Origin of the sequence: Paludisphaera rhizosphaerae, from assembly GCF_011065895.1 — a bacterium.
In the GTDB taxonomy this organism is placed as follows: domain Bacteria; phylum Planctomycetota; class Planctomycetia; order Isosphaerales; family Isosphaeraceae; genus Paludisphaera; species Paludisphaera rhizosphaerae.
On sequence record NZ_JAALCR010000034.1, the window covers coordinates 1 to 23,894 of the forward strand.

16 protein-coding genes are annotated in these 23,894 nt (G+C 65.8%); 12 read left to right on the forward strand and 4 right to left on the reverse strand.

Features of this window, described 5'->3' with window-relative positions; translation table 11 throughout:
• The coding region (locus G5C50_RS27790; RefSeq protein ID WP_206107883.1) for a hypothetical protein at positions 1-279 on the reverse strand (279 nt) is incomplete at its 3' end.
• A 575-nt stretch (positions 280-854) separates the two neighbouring features.
• Between G5C50_RS27790 and G5C50_RS27795 the strand changes: the two genes are divergently transcribed.
• From G5C50_RS27795 to G5C50_RS27825, 7 genes are all read left to right on the forward strand, one after another.
• Positions 855-2,405 carry a hypothetical protein gene (locus G5C50_RS27795; RefSeq protein ID WP_165074289.1) on the forward strand — a complete coding sequence of 517 codons (1,551 nt, stop codon included), beginning with the start codon at positions 855-857 and terminating at the stop codon, positions 2,403-2,405.
• A 338-nt stretch (positions 2,406-2,743) separates the two neighbouring features.
• Complete coding sequence (locus tag G5C50_RS27800; protein ID WP_165074291.1) at positions 2,744-3,211, forward strand: hypothetical protein; 468 nt, start codon at positions 2,744-2,746, stop codon at positions 3,209-3,211.
• Complete coding sequence (locus tag G5C50_RS27805) at positions 3,198-3,959, forward strand: tyrosine-protein kinase family protein (RefSeq protein WP_165074293.1); 762 nt, start codon at positions 3,198-3,200, stop codon at positions 3,957-3,959. The genes G5C50_RS27800 and G5C50_RS27805 overlap by 14 nt, the downstream gene beginning before the upstream one ends.
• A gap of 31 nt (positions 3,960-3,990) precedes the next feature.
• Positions 3,991-4,794 (forward strand): ExeA family protein, encoded by an 804-nt coding sequence (locus tag G5C50_RS27810; RefSeq protein WP_240907397.1) that lies wholly within the window; start codon positions 3,991-3,993, stop codon positions 4,792-4,794.
• A gap of 169 nt (positions 4,795-4,963) precedes the next feature.
• Complete coding sequence (locus G5C50_RS27815; protein WP_165074297.1) at positions 4,964-6,844, forward strand: YXWGXW repeat-containing protein; 1,881 nt, start codon at positions 4,964-4,966, stop codon at positions 6,842-6,844.
• A gap of 97 nt (positions 6,845-6,941) precedes the next feature.
• On the forward strand, positions 6,942-9,563 hold the full coding sequence (locus tag G5C50_RS27820) for a DEAD/DEAH box helicase (protein ID WP_165074299.1): 2,622 nt from the start codon (positions 6,942-6,944) through the stop codon (positions 9,561-9,563).
• Positions 9,560-10,246 carry a metallophosphoesterase gene (locus G5C50_RS27825; RefSeq protein ID WP_165074301.1) on the forward strand — a complete coding sequence of 229 codons (687 nt, stop codon included), beginning with the start codon at positions 9,560-9,562 and terminating at the stop codon, positions 10,244-10,246. The genes G5C50_RS27820 and G5C50_RS27825 overlap by 4 nt, the downstream gene beginning before the upstream one ends.
• A 640-nt stretch (positions 10,247-10,886) precedes the next feature.
• On the opposite strand, the gene G5C50_RS27830 is transcribed toward G5C50_RS27825, so the two are convergent.
• Positions 10,887-12,458: a hypothetical protein gene (locus G5C50_RS27830; RefSeq protein WP_165074303.1), complete on the reverse strand. Its 1,572-nt coding sequence runs from the start codon at positions 12,456-12,458 to the stop codon at positions 10,887-10,889.
• A gap of 810 nt (positions 12,459-13,268) precedes the next feature.
• Here G5C50_RS27830 and G5C50_RS27835 point away from each other — a divergent pair.
• Positions 13,269-14,117, forward strand: coding sequence for a PEP-CTERM sorting domain-containing protein (locus G5C50_RS27835; RefSeq protein ID WP_165074305.1), 849 nt, complete (start codon positions 13,269-13,271; stop codon positions 14,115-14,117).
• Here the strand turns inward: G5C50_RS27835 and G5C50_RS27840 are convergent.
• On the reverse strand, positions 14,017-14,853 hold the full coding sequence (locus G5C50_RS27840; protein WP_165074306.1) for a sigma-70 family RNA polymerase sigma factor: 837 nt from the start codon (positions 14,851-14,853) through the stop codon (positions 14,017-14,019). The two genes, G5C50_RS27835 and G5C50_RS27840, sit on opposite strands and share 101 nt — an antisense overlap.
• Positions 14,854-15,363: 510 nt before the next feature.
• Here G5C50_RS27840 and G5C50_RS27845 point away from each other — a divergent pair.
• Positions 15,364-16,563, forward strand: coding sequence for a DNA methyltransferase (locus G5C50_RS27845; RefSeq protein WP_206107884.1), 1,200 nt, complete (start codon positions 15,364-15,366; stop codon positions 16,561-16,563).
• Between the two features lie 297 nt (positions 16,564-16,860).
• A complete protein-coding gene (locus tag G5C50_RS27850; RefSeq protein WP_165074308.1) occupies positions 16,861-17,511 on the forward strand; it encodes a PEP-CTERM sorting domain-containing protein in 651 nt (216 codons plus the stop codon).
• A 109-nt stretch (positions 17,512-17,620) separates the two neighbouring features.
• Here G5C50_RS27850 and G5C50_RS27855 read toward each other — a convergent pair whose 3' ends face one another.
• A complete protein-coding gene (locus tag G5C50_RS27855; protein ID WP_165074311.1) occupies positions 17,621-19,408 on the reverse strand; it encodes a 30S ribosomal protein S1 in 1,788 nt (595 codons plus the stop codon).
• A gap of 367 nt (positions 19,409-19,775) precedes the next feature.
• Between G5C50_RS27855 and G5C50_RS27860 the strand changes: the two genes are divergently transcribed.
• Entirely contained in the window at positions 19,776-20,312 is a 537-nt protein-coding gene (locus tag G5C50_RS27860) for a DUF3568 family protein (protein ID WP_165074313.1), read from the forward strand.
• A 766-nt stretch (positions 20,313-21,078) separates the two neighbouring features.
• A complete protein-coding gene (locus G5C50_RS27865) occupies positions 21,079-23,613 on the forward strand; it encodes a heavy metal translocating P-type ATPase (RefSeq protein WP_165074315.1) in 2,535 nt (844 codons plus the stop codon).
• Positions 23,614-23,894: the final 281 nt, after the last annotated feature.

Here is a 23,894-nt window from a genome sequence, read left to right on the forward strand (position 1 = left end):
CTTGGCCGGAGCCTGAGGAGCCGGGGCGATCTTGGCCGGAGCCTGAGGAGCCGGGGCGATCTTGGCCGGAGCCTGGGGAGCCGGGGCGATCTTGGCCGGAGCCTGAGGAGCCGGGGCGATCTTGGCCGGGGCCTGAGGAGCCGGGGCAATCTTGGCAGGAGCCTGAGGAGCCGGGGCGATCTTGGCAGGGGCCTGCGGGGCGGGGGCGACCTTACCAGGCGCCTGCGGCGACACCTGGCCCGAGACGCTCAGGGCAATAACTAGAACCGCGCTGGTCATCGCGATGTCCTCTGTGATGAGAATTGTCGGTCGACGTCTCGATCGACTGTGTGAACTGACAGTCCCCTGCTGGTCTGGGCTCGGTCGATGATGCTCATAGTCCGAACTCCAACACCACCACCCTGTCGTTCCCTTCGGAACGACTCGAGGAGTCGTTCGTCGGGGTCTGCTTCCCCTTCCGTTTTAGAGGAAACAGCCTAGGAGGCCTGGGATGGTGGCGGAAGCTGCGGCGCGGTCGTCATGGCCGACGTCCGCCGCTCCACTGCCGGGGTGGCCAGAGGTGGTTATCGGCAACACCTTCGAGAGCGTTCACTCAACTTGTGAAAATCGAGAGCATGCCGCCTTGGGGAGATTTGGGGGCTTTGACGAGTTTCAATAGCATGGGGGTCAAGGTATGACGAATTGAGATCGTCCCCTGGCGGATGTGATGCCGAACCTTGAGAGGTCTAGCAAGGAGGCGCCGTCCTTCGAGGGCGGTGGAGTATGAGTTCTCGGGCGAAGACAAGGTGGTCTTCGACGAGGGCGCCCCATTAGGATGCAGCATCCTCTAATCTACACCGGTATCGGGAGGCAGCATGCGTATCGGCAACCGGCTCGGCGGCGCGGTGCTTGGGATGGCCGTCGCCCTCTGTGGGGCGACGACCGTTCGGGCCGAGTCTGCGGAGCAAGTCGTCGCCGTCCCCCTGGGGGGCTCGCTCGAGGCCAGGGAAGGCGAGCATTACTACGGTGTGTACGTCCCTACTCGTTTCGGGGGCGAACTGACCGTTAAGACGAGCGAAGGGACCGTCGAGGACATCAAGGGTCCTAACGGTGCGGGGCGGACCAATGGTCAGGAGGTTGGGGTGGACCAGCAGGGCTGGTACACCTTCAAGGTGATCGGGGCGAAGAAGCCGTACCGGGTGGAGACGAAGTTCATTCAGAAGGCCCAGAGCGTTAAGAAGCCCTGGAACTTCTACTACTGGCCGACGAAGGCCGACTCGTTGCATGAGCCCTGGGCGGGCGGCAATGCGCGAGTCGACACGTACGATCTGAAGGGGGACGACGTTCGAGTCTACTCCCCTGGCGGCTACGTTGAGCCGGGGAAGGACATCATCCTGGCGGGCCGCAACGGCCTCCTGGAAACGGTCCCCGCCTCCGGCGACGACGCGACGTGGTTCCCGAACCTCTATGACGACCTCTATTGGGCGGGCCCGAACAACACCCTGTTCCAGACCCCTTCCCCGCTCCTGAAGTACGACCAACTCTTCGGAACGTCGGCGCGGATTTGGGAAGCGGTCAACACGCAGAACAACGACATCACCCGGTGGCCCGGCCACTGCCTGGGTGGAGCGGTCGCGTCGATCTTCTTCAACGATCCCGTCCCGGCTCCCGGAACGGGCATGACGAAGGACGAGCTTAAGGCCCTTTACGCCGAGCTGGGCGAGAATCATCTCAACCACCGGATCGGCGACTACGCGACCGACATTCCCGCCGGTCCGCCCCGTCCGGGTTCAGATCCCACCGACTGGAAGGCCCCTCGCGTCCATGCGATGTACGAGGCCCACATCCGCGGCGAGCGGAAGGCTCTGCTCTCGAACATGCGGGCCTTCCCTCCCCGGGGAACCGAGGCCGAGGTTTGGAATCAGGCCGTCCACATGTACGTCGCGGAGTACAAGGCGATCCCCGGCCGCGGCCCTCGCGCTGTGAACATCAACATTGAGGTGCACGCGAACTCCGGCTCGTCGTTGAACGGTCAGGACGATAAGGATCGCGTCGTCAACTACCAGTACAACCTGGTGTACGGCCTCGACGGTCGAGTTGATGAATCGAATCCTGGCGCGGCTGACTGGATCTCTGTGAGCGGTGAGGCGCTCTACGCTCCTCTCAACGTTCTGCAGGTCATCGACTCCGCCTGGCAGGGCCACAACCCGTACGTGACGATCGACAAGGTTCGGTCGCTCGACATGGCCAACGGCGGTGCGGCCAACAACCGGTTCGCCGGGAAGGCGCCCGAGTTCCTGCCAGTCGCTCAGTATGAGGCGGGTCGGCCCCTTCCGAGCGTCGGAACGATGTTCGCTGGAGCCACCGGCGACAACAGCTCGTCCCCACGACGCAGCGGCTTCCTCGGATTCTTCCGCGGACGCTGACGAGTTCCAGAGCGAATTTGGACGATCGCATCGCCCGACCGGACCCTGCTCAGCGAGGTCCGGTCGGGCGTTTTTCGTTACCCACGACCGACCGATTCGCCCGGGTGATCCGGACGATCGTTGTATCCGGTTGAGCGGAAGCGTTTGCCGAGCCGGACGTCTTTTCCAGTTCGGTATTTTCGTCACGGCTGTTCAAGTTTCCCGCCGTGGAGGTCGATGGATAAAGCATCGCGAGAGACATCAGCGCTGAGGGTAGGCAGACGATCCCGTGGCGCGATTTCCAACCTCTCCGCCCGAACACACGCATTCCACGGCAGCCTGACACAGGGGCGACAGCCATGACTTCGATCCTCGCACCCATAGACGACGCGACCGCCCGGTTCGACGACGACGGGTTCGAGTGGGGAATGGCTCTGATTCAGGTGCCGGACGTCCGCTCGGTCCTATCACAGCCCACGCGAATCGACGCCTGGGAGCGGTCGTGGTCGGAGCGGACGCGCCCGAGAACGAGAGTTGGCCGTCCGCGTCGTCGGCTGCGTCGTGAGTTTCGCACGGCCGCCTGCGTCTGCCTGGTCTTCGCGCCGATCGCCACGGCGATTGGGGCCTGGGGACTGCCTCCGGTCCGGTCGGCTGCCGCCGCGCTGGTCGCTGATGCGACGAACGCCGAGGAGAACGCCGACGCTGGCTCGATGAAGATTCGCCTCTCGATCAAGCCGGTCGAGGCCGAGCCCGAAATCCCCGTCGTCTTCCCGGGCTACCTTCTTCCCGACGAGCATCCCCAGGAGTCGTCCCATGAGGGAAGTTGACGAGGCCCTAAGCCGAGCCTACGCCCAGCGGACCGAGGCGTCCGTCACGCCCCACTCACCGGCGCGGAGATCGCCGCCGGCTCGGCCGTCGCGGATCTTCATGCCACAGGCCCCCGCCGGAGCCGCTCTGGAGTGGCCGGAGGTTGTGGGGGTTCTGGAGCAGACCTGGGGCGATCGCTTTCGTCAGATGGCCGACCGCATCCTGCAGGCGCGCGAACGCCTGGGCGTTCGTGTGCTGCTCTTCACAAGTTGCCACCGCGCCGAGGGCCGAACAACGCTCGTTCTGACCCTCGCCCGGACCCTCGCCCGCCGCCCGCTCAGGACGGTGATCGTCGACGCCGACCTCTCCGGCCCAATGCTGGCCCGGTCGTTGGGGCTTCGCACGACCGTCGGCCTGGACGACGTGATCGAGGACGGCAGGGACGTTGAGGATGCTCTGATCGAGGCTCCCGGCGAGAACCTCTGGGTTCTGCCGATGCGCGCGGCGGTCTCCCATCCGAAGGAGTTCCTGGCGAGCGCGGGCTGGGCCTGCGCGATGGCCAAACTTCGGCGCGATTTCGATCTGGTCCTGGTCGACGGCAGTCCCCTGTTCACGGGCCTCTCGGCGGCCGTGATGCACCGCTCGGTTGATGCGGCGGTGCTGGTCCACAGCCGTGACGCCACGGGCCAGCGTTCGATTTTGCGGGCTCGCGAGGTCCTCGAAGCCGGAGGCGTGCCCCTGCTGGGGCTCGCAGAAACCTTCGCCTGAGCGGACGGAACGGCGTCAGGAGGACGCGGGCGTGTACGAGGCGCATTTCGGGTTGGAGCGACGACCCTTCGGCGAAACCGCCTGCGCCTCGGCCTTTGTCGCGCTTCCCAGCCGCGCGGCCGCCCTGAGACGAATCCGGTATGGCCTGGAACAGGGATTGGGGCCCGCCCTGCTCTACGGCGGCGTGGGAGTCGGCAAGACGCTGGCCGCGAATCGATTGGCCGCCGACATGGGCTCGCCGACCGTCCACCTGACCTTTCCCTCGATGCCGGCCGTTGATTTGCTCGCCCATCTCGCCCATGAACTCGGCGGATCGCCTCTTGAGGTTTTCACAATGGCCGTCGCCCTGCGAAGGCTGCGTGAGGCTCTGGCGGAGCACGTCGCGAGAGGACGTCGGCCGCTCTTGATCGTCGACGAGGCCCAACTCGTCCAGGACGCCTCGGTTTTCGAGTCCCTTCGACTCCTGCTCAACTTTCAGTCTGCGGGAACGCCCGACCTGGCCCTGCTGCTCGTGGGGACGGGCGAAGTGGTCTTCCAGCTCCCCGGCGGCTTACAGGATCGGCTCGCGGCTCGCAGCCTGCTCCCGCCGCTGTCGCAGTCTGAAACGGCCGATTACATCGTCGGCCGGCTCGCGTCGGCCGGCGTGCATGAGTCGCTTTTCACCTCTGAGGCGATTCTCGACCTTCACCAGGCGGCCCTGGGTGTGCCGAGGCGATTGAACCACATCGCCGACCTCGCCCTCCTGATCGCCTACGCTGAAGGGATGCCGCAGGTCGATCCCCGGATCGTCGCCGTCGCCTCCCGCGAGTTCTCTTCAGAGCCCCTGGCTGCCTGACCTCCTCGGAATTGCCCGGGACCGATGCGACGGATTCTGGTAGAAATCCCCCCGCGCGGCACGGCAGCCGCGTATTCCTTCATAGACGGATCAGACGGGGGTGGTCGGGACGCAATCGTTGCATGCGTCCGCCGATTCCCGCTGTGATCCGGCGCCGGGGGACGCAGGGATGTTTCACACAACCGGGCGATGCACCATGTATCGAGGTTCGCGGACGGTCGTCGGAGTGTGGCTGGTCGGGCTGTCGACCATCTACGTCGCGGCGAGGGCCCAAACGCCGGGAGCCGGGGATCAGGCAGGGGTGGAGGTTCTCACCCGAGGGCCCGTCCACGAGGCCTTCGCGGTCCCCGTCGTCAACGACCCGAAACCAGGGCTGGTGGTTCGCAAGACGCCGCCGAAGCCCATCGAGGAGATGCCACCCGACCAGAAGCCGGCCGGCGATCAGGTCCAGTGGATGCCGGGATACTGGAGCTGGGATCAGGGCCGGGAGGACTTCGTCTGGGTGAGCGGGATCTGGCGCGAACCGCCGCCGGGACGGCAGTGGGTCCCCGGTTACTGGAACCCGATCGCGGACGGCGTCCAGTGGGTGCCGGGAGCCTGGATCCCAATCGCGAACACGGCGCCGGGGAATCTCGACGCGAGCGTGGTCGCCGCTCAGGGCGAGGCCGCCTATCTCCCGGAGCCTCCCGCCAGCCTGGAGGTCGGTCCCAACATTCCCCAGCCGGCCGGCGAGGTTTTCTGGAGTCCCGGGTGCTGGATGTGGCGACAGACGCGATACGTCTGGCGGCCGGGTTTCTGGGCTGCGGTGCAGCCGGCGTGGGTCTGGGTCCCGGCGCACTATGTCTGGACGCCCGGCGGATTTCTGTTCGTCGACGGTTTCTGGGATCTGCCGGTCATCGATCGCGGCATCCTCTTCGCCCCGGTCTATTACGCACAGCCGGTCTACCTTCAGCCTGCCTACGTCTACACGCCGACGATCACCATCGCCGCGCCGGGGCTGGTCGCGAACCTGTTCGTTCAGCCGACTTACAACCACTACTGCTTCGGCGACTACTACGACCCCTCCTTCCTGGCGGTCGGCGTCTTCCCGTCCTTCTCGTTCGCGTATGTCTCCGGCCCTCGGCCGCCGGCGTTCTATGATCCGCTTTTCACCTTCTACGCCTCGGTCAACGTACGGAGCAATCCCGGCTGGATGGCCCAGTGCCGCCAGGATTACGTCCAACGCCGCGACCACATGGACATGCGGCCGCCCCGGACGTACATCGAGCAAACCCGGATCGTCCAGACCAACATCAACATCACGCGCAATACGACGATCATCCGTGAAGGCGGCGGTCGGCCGGGTCCCGGACCCCAACCCGGCCAGTTGATCGGCCGACCGATCGAGCAGGTCGCCATGCGACGCGCCGAGACGAACGGGCCCAGGATGGAGCGCGTGGACATGGCCGCCCGCCAGCAGTGGCGGAGTCGCTCTCAGGAACTGGCCGATTTCCGAGTCCAGCGCGCTGATCGGGAGATTGCGGCCGGTCCCCGACCGGGAGGCGGCGGTCCTCGACTCCCGCAGGCCCAGCCATTAGCGCAGACCCGTCCGAGACCTTTTGCGATGCCCGCTTCGCCGGTCGCCGCCCCCCTGCCCGATCGCACGACGATCGGCCCGATGCGCCGTCCCGAGCATGTCGAACCTTCTGTCACAGAGAAGGCTCGTCAGCCCATGGCTCCCCGGCACCCTGTAAACCGACCCGAGCCCATGAATCGCCCGGCGCACACGGAAGCTCCCGTGATCGCCAACCCAACGACTCCCCTCCCCGCGCATCGGCCTCAGCCAGACTCCGGCCGACCTGCCGTCGCTCACAGGGATGGCCAGGATGACGCAGCGACCGGTCGGCCGTTGACGCCTCGCCATCTCCGCCCGGGCGTCGCGTCCAGGCCGGCCGAAGCGGGCGATGGACCGCGTTCGAACGTTCGTCGGCCTCCTCCGACGCCTCGGCCGGCTGGGGCTGGCCCGCGGCGTCCCGCCGGCGTGGGAGCCCGCCCCGGCCCGGATTCCTGATTCAATCGCTGCGACCTGTTCCCTGGAAATCGTCGGTCGGGTATCATCTGGACACGTGCACGGAAGTCGATCGCCGTACTCGTCTCCAGGATGTCCCATGACCGACGCCAGGGATGATGCGCTCGGAATGCTGTGCGATCCGGTGCGGGAGTGGTTCGCCGGGGCTTTCCCGGGCGGGCCGACTCCTGCTCAGCGTTTGGCGTGGCCGGTGATCAGCGCGGGCGAAAACGCTCTGCTGATCTCGCCGACCGGAACGGGGAAGACACTCGCGGGATTCCTCGCGATCGTCGACCGTCTCATGCGCGAACATGCGGCTGATACGCTTGCTCCCGGCCTGCGATGCGTTTACGTCTCGCCGTTGCGAAGTCTGGGATACGACCTCGAGAAGAACCTGTCGATCCCGCTCCGTGAGCTTCAGGAACGACTGGGGCTGAAGACGTGTCCCATCCGCGTGGGAGTGCGGACCGGCGATACGTCGGCCCACGAGCGGCGGAAGCTTCGCGAAACGCCGCCACATATCCTCATCACCACACCTGAGAGCCTCTCTCTCCTTCTGAGCCAACCCGGCTGGGGCGACCACTGGAGGGGCGTGTCGCATGTGCTCGTCGACGAGGTCCACGCCCTGGCGGCGACCAAGCGCGGGGCCGATCTGGCGATCTCCCTGGAGCGGCTCGCCGATGCCGCGGACGGCGATCCGTCGCGCGTCGGTCTGTCTGCAACCTGCCGGCCTCCTGACCCGGTCGCACGCTTTCTGGTGGGGCCTTCGCGGCCCTGCAGCATCGTCGAGGCTCCCAGGCCCGAGGGGTCTCAGTCGTTGGCGATCAAGGTCGAGTCGCTGATAAGGCCCGGCGAGGCCTCTCACCGCAGCCTCACCTACAGCCGACTCCTGCGCCGGGTTCGTCGAGCCGTGGCCGATCACCGCACGACGGTCGTCTTTGCCAACAGCCGGCCGATGACGGAGAAGGTGGCGCACGACCTCCGCAATGCGCCGCCGGGTCGAGGCGAGAGGCTCGCCGCATTCGACGGAGAAACCGAGGTCGCCGTTCACCACTCCGCGCTCGATGCGACAAAGCGGCGAGACGTGGAGGAGCGGTTGAAGACGGGCTCGCTGCGAGCCGTCGTCACCAGCACCAGTCTGGAACTGGGCGTGGACATCGGAACGGCGGACCTGACGATCCAGATCGGGCTGCCCGGCGGCGTCGCGCGTTGCGTCCAGAGAATCGGTCGATCGGGGCACCGCGTGGGAGGTCGGGCGCGGGGGCTGATCCTGGCCGCGACGGCCGCGGAGGTCGCCGCAGGAGCGGTGACGGCTCGCGCCGCCCGCGCGGGTGAGATCGAGCCGCTCAAACCCGTCGCGTCGCCGCTCGACGTCGTCTGCCAGCAATTGATCGGCATGGCCTGCGCGGGCGAGACCTCTGTCGACGCCGCCTATGAGTTGTTCCGCACGGCTGGGCCGACCGCCGACCTGACACGCGACGATTTCGACGCATGTATCAACTTCCTCTCCGGTGAGTTATCCTCTCCGGCCGGCGCCTACGAGCCCGAACCGGGGGCCGCTCCGCGCTGGACGTCGCCCCGGATCTGGAAGCGCAACGGCTGGTTCGGGATCCGCTCCGGTCGGGTCCGACGCTGGTTCTGGAGCAACGTCGGCACGATCAACGCCGAGGAATCCGCGGCCGTCGTCGCCGACGGCGTCGCGGTGGGGAGCGTGGAGAGCGCTTATGCGGATCGGCTCTCTCCCGGGGATCGGTTCGTGCTCGACGGCCGGACGTTGGAGTTCCGTCGGCTCGACGGGCTGGTTCTTCAGGCGAAGTCCGTCGGCGGCGAGGCCGGCGCTTTGCCAGTCTGGCACAGCGACCGCCAGGCCCTCTCCACCGAGCTCGCCGAGGAACTGGCCGCGTTCCGTTGTGAGGCGTCAAAACGGGCCGCGTGCGACGGGCCGGAGTCGGTTCGAGCATGGCTATCGGAAACGCTTCGCATCGACCTCCGCGCCGCCGAGGTGGTCGCCGAACTGATCGAGGCCCAGGATCGCTGGAGCGAGACTCCGGGCCTCGACGTTCTGCTCGTCGAGGAGTTTCCAACGCCCCTCGAACCAGGCTGGACGTATGCCTTCCATGTCCCGTTGAACCGCTCCGCCAGCGAGGCCCTGGGGCGGGCCGTCTCGGCGCGGCTGGCTCGTCGCCACGGTCGCAACGCCGTATTCCAGCCGGCCGACCTCGGCTGGACGATCCGGTTTCCCGACGAGGTGCGGCTCGATGAGGCCGAACTGGCCGGGATCGGCTCGGTCGAGAGTCTTGAGGACGATGTTCTGGAAGGCGTCGACCGGGGCGAACTGGCGGCGCGGAGGTTTCGGCACGTCGCCTCAACGGCCCTGATGGTTTTGCGTAACCCGGAGCCGGGCCGGCGAGTGCGAGTCGGCGGGATGAACTGGGTCTCGACGCGCCTGTTTCCCCTGGTGAAGGCGGCGTGTCCCGACCATCCCCTGCTCCGGGAGACTCGCCGCGAGATTCTGAACGACGTCCTCGACCTCCCCGCCGCAGCCCGCTGGCTGGGCACGTCTCCGACGATCCGGCTGCGGCGTCTTTCGACGCCCTCGCCGTTCGCCTCGGCCTGGCTGGCGCCCGGCGAAGGTGAGTCGTTGCAGTATGAGTCGCCGGGCGACGCCCTGCGCCGGCTTCACGCTCGAATGACGGCTGTGGCGGGAGGGGCGTCCTCGTGATCGATCACGAGGGCTGGCTCCTGACCCCCGAGGGGGCGGCGATCCGCCCCGAGGAGGCGACGGCCGTTGTGGCGGACGTCCACCTGGGCTACGAGTGGGCTCGCGGAGCCGCCGGCGACTGCGTCCCATCCCACTCGCTGGCCGAGACCTGCGAGGGGCTCGCGCGAGTTCTGAGCCGCGCGAACGTGCGCCGACTGGTCGTCGCCGGCGATCTCGTGGAGTCTCACCGCCCTTGCGCTCGAACGGCCGCCGACGTCGGCCGGCTGGGAGCCTGGCTGGCTGCGAGAGAGGTGGAACTGGTTCTCGCGATCGGCAACCACGATCGCGGCCTGTCGAGTTGGGAGCACGCGCCGAGGACCGTGGCCTCATTCGTCGTCGCAGGCTGGACGATCCAGCACGGCGACCGAGCCGTCGAGGGCGATCTCGCGGTGATCGGCCATTTTCACCCGGCCTTGCGAGCAGGAGGCTTGTCGACGCGCTGTTTCGTGGCGGGCCCGAGGCTTCTCGTCCTCCCCGCGTTCTCCCGCGATGCGGCGGGCCTCGACGTGGTATCGGCGGCGCGGCCGAAGGCCTGGAAGGGCGTCGATCTTCGATGTCTAGCTGCGGTTGACGACTCCTTGCTCGACTTCGGCCCTCTGGACACGCTGACGGAGCGACTCACGGCTGCTGTCCGCTCTCATTAATTGATCGCGTCCGACCGACCTATTACGATGAGGGGAGCAAGTCGCCCGAGGCCGTCGATTGAACAAGGTCGCTCGTTCATGATTATGCCATGCTGGTTCTCGACCGCTCGGCTTCGTCGCGCAGCGGTCTCGTTCGGGTCAGCCGCTCTAATCGTCCTGTCCGTCGGCTGCGAAGCGAGAGATCCGGAAGCCCACGTCTGGGGCCGGGTGACTTGCAAGGGGAAGCCGTTGACCGATGGCGTGGTGATCCTCATGCCCCTTTCGGAGAAGGCGAATAGCGCGGGGGCAGGGCCTCTCGATTCTCGGGGCCGCTTCGTGATTCAGTCGTCTCGATCCGACATCGACTTGATCCCTGGGCGCTACGCCATTTCCATTCGACCGCCTCAGTCCGCTGTTTCCTCCCGAGAGTCGGGCCAATCAACCTCGGGCTATCCCGTCCCTGAGAAGTATCTCAATCCTGAGAAACCCGTTCTCTTCGTCGATCTGAAGGCCGAGCCCTTGAAACTCGACCTGAGTCTCAACGACTGAGCCGATCGACTTCGAAATGATCAGGGGCGACGGCGTTCTCGAAAGAAGCGCCGCCGCCCCTGGGTCCTGAGGCCGGCCGATCGGTTCGGCGAATCGACCGGCCTCGGTGGGCTCAGTTGCAGCCCATGCAGGTCGGAACAACCACGGGGACGGTCGTGCACTGCTGCACGGCGATCGTCCGGGGCACATACCGGGCGACGACGCGGTTGGTCGTTACCGGCACCTGCTCGGCCACGCACACGGGGACCTGGCGGCTGGCGGTCTCGGCCACCATCCGGGTTTGCGTCACCGGGACGTTCTCAACGCGTTCCTCAGCCACATAGCTGCAGGTCGTGACGGGGATCGACTCGGATCGCTCCTCGGCGACGTAGCGGCAGGTCTGGACCTCGTAGGGCTCGACCCGCTCCTCGGCGACGTAGTTGCAGGTGGTGACAGGGATCGTCTCCGACCGCTCTTCGGCCACCATTTCGCAGGTGCGGACCTCGTAAGGTTCGACCCGCTCCTCGTTGACGTAGCTGCAGGTCTGGACCTCGTAAGGCTCAACCCGTTCCTCGGCGACGTATCGGCAGGTCTGGACCTCGTAGGGTTCAACCCGCTCTTCGGCGACATATCGGCAGGTCGTGACGGGGACCGACTCAACGCGTTCCTCGGCGATGGTCCGGCAGCGGGTGACGGGGACCTGGCGGACCATCGTCTCGCGGACGTACCGAGTCTCGGTCACGTCGCGGGTGACGGGCCGAGAGACGAAGACCCGCTGGCTGACGGTTCGGGGCGGGCACTGCACGGCGACGGTCGCAGTGACCTTCCGCTTGTGCAGGCAGCCGAACAGGCCGCGAGGGCGTTCTTCGTAGCCGCATTCGTTGCATTCGCTGACCGGGACTCGAACCTGACGCTCGACGACCGGGCCGGGAATCGTCGTGTACTGGCGTTCGTAATAGCCGGTTTCCACGACCTCCTGACGAACCGTCGTGACCGGGCGGCAGACCGTATAGGGCTGCTCGACCATCACGGTTTCGCTCACCGGCTTCATCACCGTGTATCGCCGTTCCTGGTTGACGGTCTGATAGACGGGCTTCGTCACCGTGTAACGGCGCTCGCGACGCTCGGTCTGATAGACCGGCTTCATCACCGAGTATCGCCGCTCCATCTGCTTCGTCTGGTAGACGGGCTTGGCGACGGTGTACCGCCGCTCCATCTGCTGGGTGCGCACCACCGGCTTCATGACCGTGTACTTGCGCTCTTGATTGACGGTCTGATAGACGGGCTTCGTGACCGTGTAGCGGCGCTCGCGACGCTCGGTCTGATAGACCGGCTTCATGACCGTGTACTTGCGCTCTTGATTGACGGTCTGATAGACGGGCTTCGTAACCGTGTACTTGCGCTGGACGTACGAGGTCTCGACGACCGGCCGCATGACGGTGTAGTTCTCCGTCTGGTAGGCCGTGCGATACCGCGTCTCCATGACGGTGACGGGTTCGTTCTCGTAGACCGTTTCGTAAACGGTCTGGTAGACGGTCTGCACCTGGGGGGCCAGGGCGACGACGCTTGTGGCGACGACGGGGGTCGGGGCGCACGAATGGCAGGCCCCGCCGCCGTAGGTGGCCCAGGCCGGCGAGGCGGACCCCGTCAGCAGGGCGACGGCTGCGCCGACTCCCAGGCCGGCGGCTCTCAAGGACTTGAACATGCGGAACTCCTGGGCGAAACCTCGGGCTTCCCCTCGCCGCTGATGACCCTTAAGGCCCCGCGGCGAGTCCCGAAGGAGTGCGCTGTCTCTTCCCTGAGAAAGCCCTCCCCTGCAAAATTCTTCCGGCTCCTCGAAAACTCCCTCAAGGAGCCGACCCGTTCATGCCGAAATCAATACGTTCCCAGCCCCATGAGGGCCTTACGTAAAGGAGTATATCACCGGCCTTTTTCGCGACTTTAGGAATTGGCCGGAATTCCCGGAGGCTGGGTTCTTCCTCTAGCGATCGCAACGGATGCGTCGAAAGGAAGGCGTGTGTCCATCAGGTGATTTGAAGCAAGCAGCGCGCCGGCGTTTCGCAACGCCTCAGATCGCTACTACCTTCAATGTACGCAAAACCCGCGCGTCTCGTGCGATGGAACCATTGGAAAATCGAGGTTGCGCGTTGGTTTGTAATAATTGCAAGACGATCGCGCCTTTCGGCTTTGTAATTATTGCAATGTCCGGCTTCGGACGATCGGGGGAAAAACCGATCTTGACGGCTGGGCCGGTCCGGGCTTTAATCCCAGCCGCCGGGAGTCGTCCGGACGTCCTTCCCCTACAGGACGGCTCGAACGCCCTGGCCGGCGGAAAGCCCAGCCCCGCACCATACGACCTGACGACCTCGCCGTTCCCCTGGGCCCCCGCCGACGCTCTTCGGCTCGCGCGCCGTCGCGATTCGCTCCGCCGCGCGTCCGCAGGGATCAGCATGATGCCGATCACCAGGAGGTCAGGTCGCGCCCGCGGGACGCGGGCGTACGAAGGAACGACGCCATGCACCGGATGCGCAACCAGTTCCGTCGACGGCTCTTCCCCTTGTTCCTGCTCGCGCTGGGAAGCTTTGGTGTTCCCCTCCGCGCCGAGCTGATCCGCCCCCACGGCTTCCGCGCTTACCCCAACATCGCCGGAGAGCTTGCCGGCGAGCAGACGTACCGCTACGACGAGCGTCTGCAACGAGGGGTGTTCCGGGTCACGAACGCCCCCCACGTCATCGCCCTGGGACCCAGCCAGGGGGCGATGGTCGACGTCCTCCCCGACGTGGACGGGACGCTCAACGAGACCTTGCAGATCACACTGGACAGCCGGGGGAGGCTGATCCATCAGCCGGGAGACGGCTTCGAACTTTGGGGGTCGGTGACGATCGGCGGCAAGATCTACAAGGGTCTATTGCTCACTGCCCGACCGACAGCCTTCGGCGCCCAGGCGAGAGGTGGGGCGGCCGGCGTCTTCGACCTGAGCCTGAAGGTCACTGGCGGCGAGTTGGAAGGGGTCTTCGGCCCCGAAGCCTATTTCCGAATCACCCCCCAGGGCGATAGCACCTTTCAGGGGGACTTCGGCGAGAGCTTCGCCGGGGGGCGGCCGCAGACGAGCCTGCGGGCCACCCGGGGCGAGGCCAATCCGGTCCCCGTCCCCGAGCCCACGTTCCTCGTCTTTCTGGGGACCTGCGGGGGAGGCCTGCTCATCCGTCGCGGGATTCGCCGGAGGCGGGCCCGGAGGCGGCAGGCGGCGCTCGCGGCGTCGGTCAGTCGGCCTGGAGCGACGCCGACAACTTGCCAAGCGCCTCGTTCTCGATCTGCCGGACGCGCTCCCTCGTCAGCCCGAGCGACTCGCCGATTTCCTTGAGCGTCTTCGGCGGACAGTCGTTGAGGCCGAACCGCATCCGGAGCACCGTGGCCTCGCGCTTGTCCATCTCGTCCAGTCGGTTCATGACCAGACGGAGGTTGTCGGCTTCGACCATCTCCACGTCTGGGGCGCGGGTACGTTCGTCCATCAGCATTTCGCCCAGGCTCCAGCCGTTCTCCGGTTGGTCGGTCTGGGGGACGAGGTTGTAAACCTTGATGGCCTTCTTGACGATCGCCAGCTTCTTCTTCGGGAGCTTCAACGTCTTGGCGATCTCGTCGACCGTCGGCGTTCGGCCCAGCGTCTCTTGCAGCTCGGCCGAAGTCCGACGCCACTTGAAGAGCAGCTCCACCATATAGGCAGGTATGCGGATCGGCTTGGCCGTGTTCACGAGGGCCCGCTTAATCGATTGCTTGATCCAGTAGCTGGCATACGTGCTGAACCGCGTCCCTACCGCCGGATCGAAACCCTCGACGGCTCGCAAGAGACCCAGGTTCCCTTCCTCGATAAGATCCTGGAGCGCCAGCCCCTTGCCGACGTACCCTCGGGCGATGTTCACCACGAGGCGGAGATTCGCCCGCACCATGTGCTCGCGCGCCTTGTCGTCGCCGGCGGCGATCCGATGGGCGAGGTCTTTTTCCTGGTCCGCGTTGAGCAGGCCGACCTCGTTGATCTCCCGGAGATAAGTCTCCAGGGGGCTCTGCACCGTGTCGCGGCGATGTCGTCGAATCCGGGCCATGAAGATCCTCGTTGTATCGGACGTAACAAGGTCTGCTCACGTCCCCGAATCGGTAGACGAGAACCAAGGCCGAGCGGCCGGCGACTCCGACGAAACGTCCGAGCGGTCGGTCCGACTCAGCCACGCGACAAATCCCAAAGCCACGGCGCCGTCGGGCGGACCGATCGTTCACCGATCCGCCTTGCATCAGGCGATCAGCGTCTCAAAGCAACGTCGACGGGAACCGGCCTGAACGGCCTTTCCCACGATCCGTCGCCTCCGGCGCTTCCCACCTACCGGCCTCCCTACTTCGCTCCGCCGCTTGACAATCGAAATATCGGACGCCTTCCCTGCGCGTGATAAGCTGAGAGGGAGCCGGAAATCTGGGACGTATTGTGAATACATGGAACGTGGGGATTCGGGGTGGATTGACGGTCGGTAAAGGAGTGCTGGGCGTCGGGGTCGTGCGGATCGTGTCGTCCGTCTGGCGTGTGGCTGAGTTGGAGGGATCCGAGGGAGGGTTGGTCAGACGTGACGACAGACGCGACGCGCGATACGTCGGGATGGCGTCTTCATCTGGGCGACAGTCTGGAACGATTGCGCGAGATGGAGGCCGGGACGGTCGACCTGGCGTATTTGGACCCCCCTTTCGGAACGGGACGGGTCCATCGCCTGAGCCCTCGCGATCGGTCGCAGGCCTTTGAATTCGAGGACGTTTGGGAGTCGCCCTCGGCTTACTCGGCCTTCCTGCTCGAACGGCTGGTCGAAGTCCGTCGGGTCCTGGCCGAGACGGGCTCGATCTTCGTTCATTGCGGTCGAGACGCCGGCCACATCGCGCGCGGCCTTCTCGATCAGGTCTTCGGGCCCGACCGGTTTCGCTCCGAGATCGTCTGGCACTATCGGCGGTGGTCGAGCGGCAGCGGGGCGCTGTTGCCGGCCCATCAGACGATCCACTACTACACGAAGTCGGAGGACTTCGTTTTCAACACGATCTGGGGCGAATACTCGCCGGCGACGAACGTGGACCAGTTGCTTCAGCGGCGTCGACGCGATGCGTTTGCGAAGTCGGTCTATGAGCGTGATGAGAACGGCCGTCCCGTGCCGGCGGGCGCCAAACGCGGGGTGCCTTTGAGCGACGTGTGGGACCTTCCCCACCTCAATCCCAAGGCCCGCGAGCGAACGGGATACCCCACCCAGAAGCCGCTCGTCCTTCTGGAGCGAATCATCGCGCTGGCGAGCAGGCCGGGCGACCTGGTGCTCGACCCCTTCTGCGGCAGCGGTACCACGCTGGTGGCTGCTGTGTCGCTAGGCCGCCGAGCGGTCGGGATCGACGTCTCGGAGCGTGCTGTTGAACTGACCCGTTCACGCCTCAAAGAACCCGTGCGCAGCCGCTCGAAGCTCGTGGAACGAGGCCGGGAATCCTATCGCACGGCCGACGCCGAGTGCCTCGCTCTTCTCGCAGGCCTCGATTACGCTCCGGTTCATCGCAATGCGGGGGTCGATGCGATTCTGACGGAGCGGAGCCCCAGTGGACCGATTCTGGTGCGCGTCCAGCGCGTGGGGGAAAGCCCAGCCGACGCCGCGGCCAAACTACATCGTGCGGGGGCGTCGAAAGCCGCTGGTCGGCTCCTTCTCATCGTCCGCGAGCCCATCGTCGATCGTTCCAACTGGCCTGCCGACGTGGAAGCGATCGAATCCCCCGGGGTGCAGATCAAGCTGCTTCTGGGCTAGGAACGCCCGACCCTGATAGAGGACGCTGCACTCCAGCGGAGAGGTCCGGGAGTTCGTCCTCGAGGCCCCCGCCTGCCCGTCAAGATAGTTCGCCCTGGCCGACTCGTGAGAAGACGTTGCCGCGTTGTAGCGAGAGCGGGCTCTCCGAAACCTGGCGGGCGGCGATGTTGAAACGGAGGCCCCCCTCGTCCCCATCGATCGCGACGCCGCGTTAGGTCCGCGAAGGAAGAACCGATCCTGGTTCTTCAAAGGCGTGGATTTCGCGGGCGCTTCATCGACATCACACCGGGAGGGGGAATGCTCAAGCACAGGGTTTTGTTGTTCGGCATCGCGTTTATGACGACCGTCGCCTCCACGCAGGCGGCCTCGACGATCTATACGACGTCGTCGAGTTTCACGGCGGCCGCACCGGGAACGACGCTGCAGAATTTCGACAGCAGCCCGAACGACTTCAGTCCTCCGATCAGCGTCACGGGTTTCACGGTCAGCCAGTACGGCTCCAATCAGGGGCTGTATCTCGGCAACACGTCCTATGGAACGAACCAGGCCCTGGAGATCACGACGAACACCGGCGGTGGGATCACGTTCACCTTCGCGTCGGCGATCACGGCCTTCGCGTTCAACGTCTACGATCTCGGAACCCTGACCGGAACGACGTCGCTGACCTACAGCCTGAGCAATGGCTCATCCTTTGATTCGGGGAGCTTCATCACGGGCTACCATAGCAATTCACATGGGGTCGAACAGTTCTTCGGTTTGACGAGCACGATCGGCTTCACGTCGATCAGCATCGCGAATTCGCAGGACGGGGACGTGGTGGACTTTGACAACGTCCGGTACGGTTTCGCGACCACCGCGGTTCCTGAGCCGTCCAGCATCGCGCTGCTGGGGGCCGGCCTGGGATTCGTCGGCGTCCGCCTGGTGCGGGGCCGTAGGACTCGCTCCTGATCGAGCGGGCCGAGGTGGGGGTCGAGAGGTCGAGGCGCAAAAACGACGCCGCCCCGGAATTCACCGGGGCGGCGTCGTGGTTGTCGTTGGAGCGGATCAAGCCAGAGGCTCAGCTCTCGTCGGTGGACGGCGTGCCGCCCATGCTGAAGAGCGGGCCGCCGCCGCCGAGGCCGCCCTTGAGTTCCTTCTGCCCTTCCTTCGGCTCCTTGGCGGGAGCGGCCTGGGCTTCGGACTCGGCGCCACCCTCTTCCTCGTCGTCGCGAGGCGACCAGTGGGCCTTCTTGCGGGAGAGGCCGATCTTGCGCTCGCCGCGGTCGACCCGGAGGATCTTGACCTCGATCTCGTCGCCGACCTTGACCACCTCTTCGGGGCTGTCGACCTTGTGGTCGGCCAGCTCGGAGATGTGCAGGAGGCCTTCCAGGCCCGGCTCAAGCTCGACGAAGACGCCGAAGTTGGTGAGCTTGGTGACCTTCCCCTTGACGACGTCGTTGGGCTCGTAGCGGCCGGGGATGTCGGTCTCCCACGGGTCTTCCTTGAGCTGCTTGAGGCCCAGGGCGATCCGCTTGCGGTCCTGATCGACGTTGAGCACCTGGCAGGAGATCCGCTGACCCTTCTCGAGAACCTCGTTGGGGTGGCCGATCTTGCGGGTCCAGCTCATGTCGGAGATGTGCAGAAGGCCGTCGATGCCTTCCTCGATCTCGATGAACGCGCCGTAGTTGGTGAGGTTCCGGACGGTGCCCTCGACCATCGTGCCCGGCGGGTACTTGTTGGCGACCTGATCCCAGGGGTTGACCTGGGTCTGCTTCATGCCGAGCGAGATCTCCTGCTTGTCCTTGTTGATGCCAAGGACGACGACCTCGATCTTGTCGCCGGTGTTGACCAGCTCGCTCGGGTGGTTGATGCGCTTGGTCCAGGACATCTCGGAGATGTGGACCAGGCCCTCAATGCCTTCTTCGAGCTTGACGAAGGCGCCGTAGGACATGACGTTGACCACCTCGCCGACGACGCGGGTGCCGACCGGGTACTTGTCGGCCACGTTCTCCCAGGGGCTCGCGCTCTTCTGCTTGAGACCCAGGGCGATCTTCTCGCGCTCCTTGTCGACGTGGAGGACCATGACCTCGATCTGGTCGTCGATCTTGAGCATGTCGCTGGGGTGGTTGATGCGGCCCCAGCTCATGTCGGTGATGTGCAGCAGGCCGTCGATGCCGCCCAGGTCGACGAACGCGCCGAAGTCGGCGATGTTCTTGACGGTGCCCTTGCGGATCTGACGCTCGGCGATCTCCTCGAGCAGAGCCTTCTTCTGCTGCTCGCGGGTCTGCTCGATCAGCTTGCGGCGGCTGACGACGATGTTGTGGCGGGCTTCGTCGATCTTCAAGATCATGCAGTCGATCTCTTGATCGATGAAGTCGGCGATGTCCGACGGACGGCGGATGTCGACCTGGCTGGCGGGCAGGAAGACGTTGACGCCGATGTCGACCAGCAGGCCGCCCTTGATCTTGCGGGTGACCTTGCCGCGCACCACGTCGTTCTCGTGGTGCTTGGAGATGACCTGCTCCCAGGCTCGCTTACGGTGAGCCTTCTTGCGGGAGAGGACGATCTCGCCGGTCTCGTCCTCCATCCCTTCGAGCAGAACCTCGACCTCGTCGCCGGGCTGCGGCGCGGGCTCGTCTTCCCACTCGTTCAGGGCCACGAGGCCCTCGGACTTGTATCCCACGTCGACGACCACCTGGTCGCCGACGATCTCGATGACCTTGCCGGAGACGATGCCGCCGATCTCGAAGCTCTGTCCCTCGCTCAGGAAGTGGTCGAGAGTCTTCGAACCGTCGTCGGCGGTCACCACCGAGGCCAGCTCTTCTTCGTTGACGTCAAATTCGCGAAGGAGGTTGCGATCTACCATAAATCCCGATTCGTGATGTCTTCCGCCCCCACGCCTCACATGGACGCCGAGACGGACTCGCTGGTTCCGGGACGCGTCGGAACGGGTTATCGAGAGACCTCGACGACTCGTCGCGGGAACAAAAGCGAAAGCCGAAAAAGAAAAAACCACCTCGTTACGCGCGAGATGGATGGACTCTATCAATAGTAGCGTGGGACGACCGACCTTGACAACGGGACTTGTCCGACGACGCGTCCGGTCGACCGCTTCGAGGACGACCTTGACCTGTTCCGGAGCCCGCGATAGCGTCCCCCCGCAGGTCGATCGTCGACGCACGCCTTATGGAGAGGCCGTGTGATCAGGAGACGAGCACCAAGGGGGATGCAGGATGATACGTCGAGTGGTGGGGCGATGTTCACTGGCGGGCCTGCTGCTGGCCACGGCCGGATGCGCCGTCACCTCTCCGCGAGTCGTCCCCGCGTCGACCCCCGAGGAACCCGGGTTCTCGTTCTCGGCCGGTCAGGGCTCTCAGTCCTTCTCAGCCTCGCAGGTCGCGGTCGCGACGGCCGCCGGCGAGGCCCTCGGCGACCTGGGACTGCACGACGTCAACGTCCGACGCGACGGGACCGTCGTCCGTTGCGAGGCCGTGACCAGCGACAACCGATCGGCCTCGGTCACGATCCGCTCCCTGGGTGGTTCCTCGGCGGCCTCCGCGCGTGTCGGGTGGTTCGGCGACGAGGCCCTCTCTCGCGCGATCTTGGAGAGGATCGCCGTCCGACTTGGGGAACTTCCTCCTCAGCCAGTCTCCCAATCCCCACCGAGCACGCCCGGTTCCAACCCCTTCTTCTCACGCAGCGCCGTCCCCGATGCCGTCATGCTCCGCGACCAGGCCGACGCACCTTACACCGACCGCGTCATTCCCTGAAGCCTCCCGTTTTCACGACGTTCGACGCGCGTGAAAACGGGCCCTTTGCGGGCCCGGTGTTGTTTCGTCGGTATGTTTATCTTGGCGGATTCGTTGGCCAACCGCGGTCCGGTCCGATCTTCACATCCATGTGAAATCGGGGTCCGGACCGTGTGGCCGAACGGGAACGGAACCACCGGCGCAACCGGAGGGATCCGCTCGAAAAAAGGCCGAACTCGACGCGCGCTTCCTTGCCGCCGGGAATCGGACCTTGAGTTTCAGGTGGGGAGCCGCAACGCCTGGAATCGGCAAGCGGCGAAACCGGATGAAGGGATGTCGATGTTAGGATGAAATCGCACTGCGGTACGACGTTGTTTGTCGTTTTTTTCGCTGTCGTGCCGCGAACGAACGACAAATTACGATCAATCCGCCCCTGCGTCAACCCTCCTTCCTTTTTTCTAGGAGAGGTCCGCAAAATCGGCGGGGCCGGCCTGGCCCTCGCAATGAGCGGACATTCTCCGGCTTGTCGCCTTGCGAGAGGCGCGTCGAGAACCCCGAAGTCGATCGTGAGAGCCCGCGCGGTCGCCGAGGGCCCGAACGGTCGCGAGCATCCTTGTTTGGCCAAAGTAGACCTGGCGAATCCGGACTGGTTTGATTGTGTAGACGTTCTCATAGGTTCTCGGCGAATTCGGCGACGGGTCTTGTCCTCGTTCGTTTTCTCTATAATGACGGCCGGGGCCGCTCGACGGCCGAGGGCTTCTCAAGTGCTCCCATGCGGATTCGAGCGATGTCGATCGCAACCGAGATGTGGGAATTGCCTGTCCGAGGGATGACCTGCGGCCGTTGCGTTCGCGCCGTGACGCAGGCCCTGGAGGCGACTCCTGGGGTTGAGTCGGCGAACGTCGACCTGGAATCCGGCCGGGCCGCCGTGTCGGTCGATCCGGCCGTCGCGAGTCGCGAGGCCGTCGAACAGGCTGTGCGCGACGCCGGCTATGAGGTCGGCTCCTCGAAGCCGGCTCCCCCTGCTCCGCCGACGCTCGTGACGATCGGCGGGCTGGTAGCAAAGCCACTGCCGGCTGAACCGGCTCCGACTCCACCCGCCGCATCCAATCCCGAGCGTGAAGAGTGGAACCTGGCGATCGGCGGCATGCACTGCGCGAGTTGCGTCGGACGGGTTGAAAACGCCCTGAAAGGTGTAGCCGGGGTGGAAGACGCCCGGGTCAACCTGGCGACCGAACGAGGGACAGTGGTGGTCGATCCCGCTCGGGTCGACCCCGCGGACCTGGCAAAGGCCGTGGCTGACGCCGGGTACTCGGCGCGTCGCGAGGAGGCTGCGTTCGGGGCGGCGGCCGCGGCGAGGCTTCGTGAGGAGCGGGCGGCGGCCGTCGACTTCTGGCGCAAACGTCTTCTGGTCGGCGTTGCGGCCACGGTCCCCTTGTTGCTGCTTGGGTTCGGGTCGATGTTCGTTCCCGCCTGGGGTCATGCAGCCTGGGTTGGCTGGACGATGTTCGGCCTGGCGGCGTTGCTGCAGGTCGTGCTGGGGGGGCCTTACATCCAGGGGGCGTGGAATCGGCTGCGACAAGGGGCGGCCAACATGGACACCCTGATCGCGCTGGGGACTTCCACAGCGTTCATTTACAGCCTTGTCCATCTCCTCAGGGGGGACCTGCACCAATCCCACTATTTCATGGACGCGGGCATCATCCTGACGCTCATCACGCTCGGGAAATTCCTGGAGGTTCGGGCCAAGGGAGACGCCGGCGCGGCGGTTGAGCGGCTGCTGGACCTTTCGCCGAAGACCGCCCGAAGGCTGGATTCGGCGGGAGGGGCGATCGAGGTTCCTCTGGCCGAGTTGAAGCGGGGCGACCGCGTGCGGGTTCAGCCGGGCGAGACGATCCCCGTCGACGGCGATGTGGTCGAGGGCGAGTCCGAAGTCGACGAGTCGATGCTCACCGGCGAGTCGGCGCCTGTCGCCAAACGGCCCGGCGACCGCGTCACCGGGGCGACGCTCAACGGCGACGGCGCCCTGGTGATCGAGGCCAAGCGACTGGGGAAGGAAAGCGCACTGGAGCAGATCGTCCGCCTGGTTCTGGCAGCGCAGGGGTCCAAGTCGGGCGTGCAGCGGCTGGCCGACCGGATCTCGTCGGTCTTCGTGCCGGTCGTGTTGGGGATCGCCCTGGCGACCTTCCTGGGCTGGGGGCTGTTGGGGGGCGACTGGAGCCGAGCGGCGTTGAACGCGGCGGCGGTGCTCATCATCGCCTGCCCCTGCGCTCTGGGCCTGGCGACGCCGATGGCCGTCGCGGTCGCCAGCGGCCGAGGTGCCCGCGCGGGGCTGTTCATCCGGGAGACCTCCGCCCTGGAGAAGATGGACCGCATCGATACGATCGTCTTCGACAAAACCGGGACGCTGACCGAGGGCCGTCCCAGCCTCGTCGAGGCCCGCGCCCTGCCCGGTATGACCGACGCCGAATTGATCGCCCTGATCGCCGCCGCCGAGGGCCCCAGCGAGCATCCCCTGGCCCGCGCCTTCGCCGGCAAGGGGGACGGCCGAAGCGTTGCCGACTTCCGGGCGATTCGAGGCCGAGGCGTCTCGGCGACCGTCGACGGCTGCAAGGTGCTCGTCGGCTCGCGGGCTCTGCTCGCCGAGCAGGGAGTCGACGTTGGGCCGCTCGACGAGATCGTCGACGCCTGGGAGGCTGGGGCGAACACCGTCCTGTGCGCCGCGGTCGACGGCCGGGCGGTCGGCGCTGCCGGCCTTGCCGATCGGTTGAAGCCCCATGCGCGGGAGGTTGTCGAGAAACTCCAGGCCGAGGGCTCCACGGTCGTCCTGCTGACCGGCGACAATCCGACCACTGCGCGGGCCGTCGGCGGCGAGTTGGGGCTCCCAGCCGGCCGCGTGATCGCCGGCGTGCTCCCCGACGCCAAGGCGGCGACGATCGAGGCGCTGCGGAACGATCCGGGGACGAAGGGGGTGGCGATGGTCGGCGACGGCCTGAACGACGCCCCTGCCCTGGCGGCGGCGGATGTGGGGGTCGCTCTCGGCAGCGGAGCGGATCTGGCGAAGGCGTCGGCCGACGTGGTGGTTTCCTCCGGAGACCTCCGCGCCGTTCCGCATGCGTTCAAACTGGGCCGAGAGACCCTCCACGCCATCCGTCAGAACCTGTTCTGGGCCTTCGCCTATAACACGCTGGGCATCCCCCTGGCGGCGCTCGGCCTGTTCGGTCGATACGGCCCGATGATCGCGGCCCTGGCGATGTCGCTCAGCTCGGTGACGGTTGTCGCCCGATCGAGCCTGCTCTCGAAAATCGATCTGGAGGATTGAATCGGATTTTCGGCCGGCCCGACTCTCCTCCTCGAGGGGCTCTGCGCATCCGTCTCGGTCGCCCGTTGACTCCTCGCCGATTGGGTTGGTTTCTCTTGGCCGACGACCGAACCCGTTGGCCGCAAACTCAACGCCCATATTGGTTTGGCGTCGGATTTCGGCCTCCGGTAATTGGGTTTGTTCGGCCATTTCGCGTGCTTCCTGAGACGGCCTCACGGAATTTAAAACGGTAGTTGAGATAACTTGCCCGACACGCGGCTGGTGTCCGATGCGAAGCCGTC

Excerpts from the sequence above, each read along its gene's own strand:
- G5C50_RS27795 (WP_165074289.1), top strand. The coding sequence starts at position 855 with ATGCGTATCGGCAACCGGCTCGGCGGCGCGGTGCTTGGGATGGCCGTC.
- G5C50_RS27800 (WP_165074291.1), top strand. The coding sequence starts at position 2,744 with ATGACTTCGATCCTCGCACCCATAGACGACGCGACCGCCCGGTTCGAC.
- G5C50_RS27805 (WP_165074293.1), top strand. The coding sequence starts at position 3,198 with ATGAGGGAAGTTGACGAGGCCCTAAGCCGAGCCTACGCCCAGCGGACC.
- G5C50_RS27815 (WP_165074297.1), top strand. The coding sequence starts at position 4,964 with ATGTTTCACACAACCGGGCGATGCACCATGTATCGAGGTTCGCGGACG.
- G5C50_RS27820 (WP_165074299.1), top strand. The coding sequence starts at position 6,942 with ATGACCGACGCCAGGGATGATGCGCTCGGAATGCTGTGCGATCCGGTG.
- G5C50_RS27830 (WP_165074303.1), bottom strand. The coding sequence starts at position 12,458 with ATGTTCAAGTCCTTGAGAGCCGCCGGCCTGGGAGTCGGCGCAGCCGTC.
- G5C50_RS27835 (WP_165074305.1), top strand. The coding sequence starts at position 13,269 with ATGCACCGGATGCGCAACCAGTTCCGTCGACGGCTCTTCCCCTTGTTC.
- G5C50_RS27840 (WP_165074306.1), bottom strand. The coding sequence starts at position 14,853 with ATGGCCCGGATTCGACGACATCGCCGCGACACGGTGCAGAGCCCCCTG.
- G5C50_RS27850 (WP_165074308.1), top strand. The coding sequence starts at position 16,861 with ATGCTCAAGCACAGGGTTTTGTTGTTCGGCATCGCGTTTATGACGACC.
- G5C50_RS27855 (WP_165074311.1), bottom strand. The coding sequence starts at position 19,408 with ATGGTAGATCGCAACCTCCTTCGCGAATTTGACGTCAACGAAGAAGAG.
- G5C50_RS27860 (WP_165074313.1), top strand. The coding sequence starts at position 19,776 with ATGATACGTCGAGTGGTGGGGCGATGTTCACTGGCGGGCCTGCTGCTG.
- G5C50_RS27865 (WP_165074315.1), top strand. The coding sequence starts at position 21,079 with ATGTCGATCGCAACCGAGATGTGGGAATTGCCTGTCCGAGGGATGACC.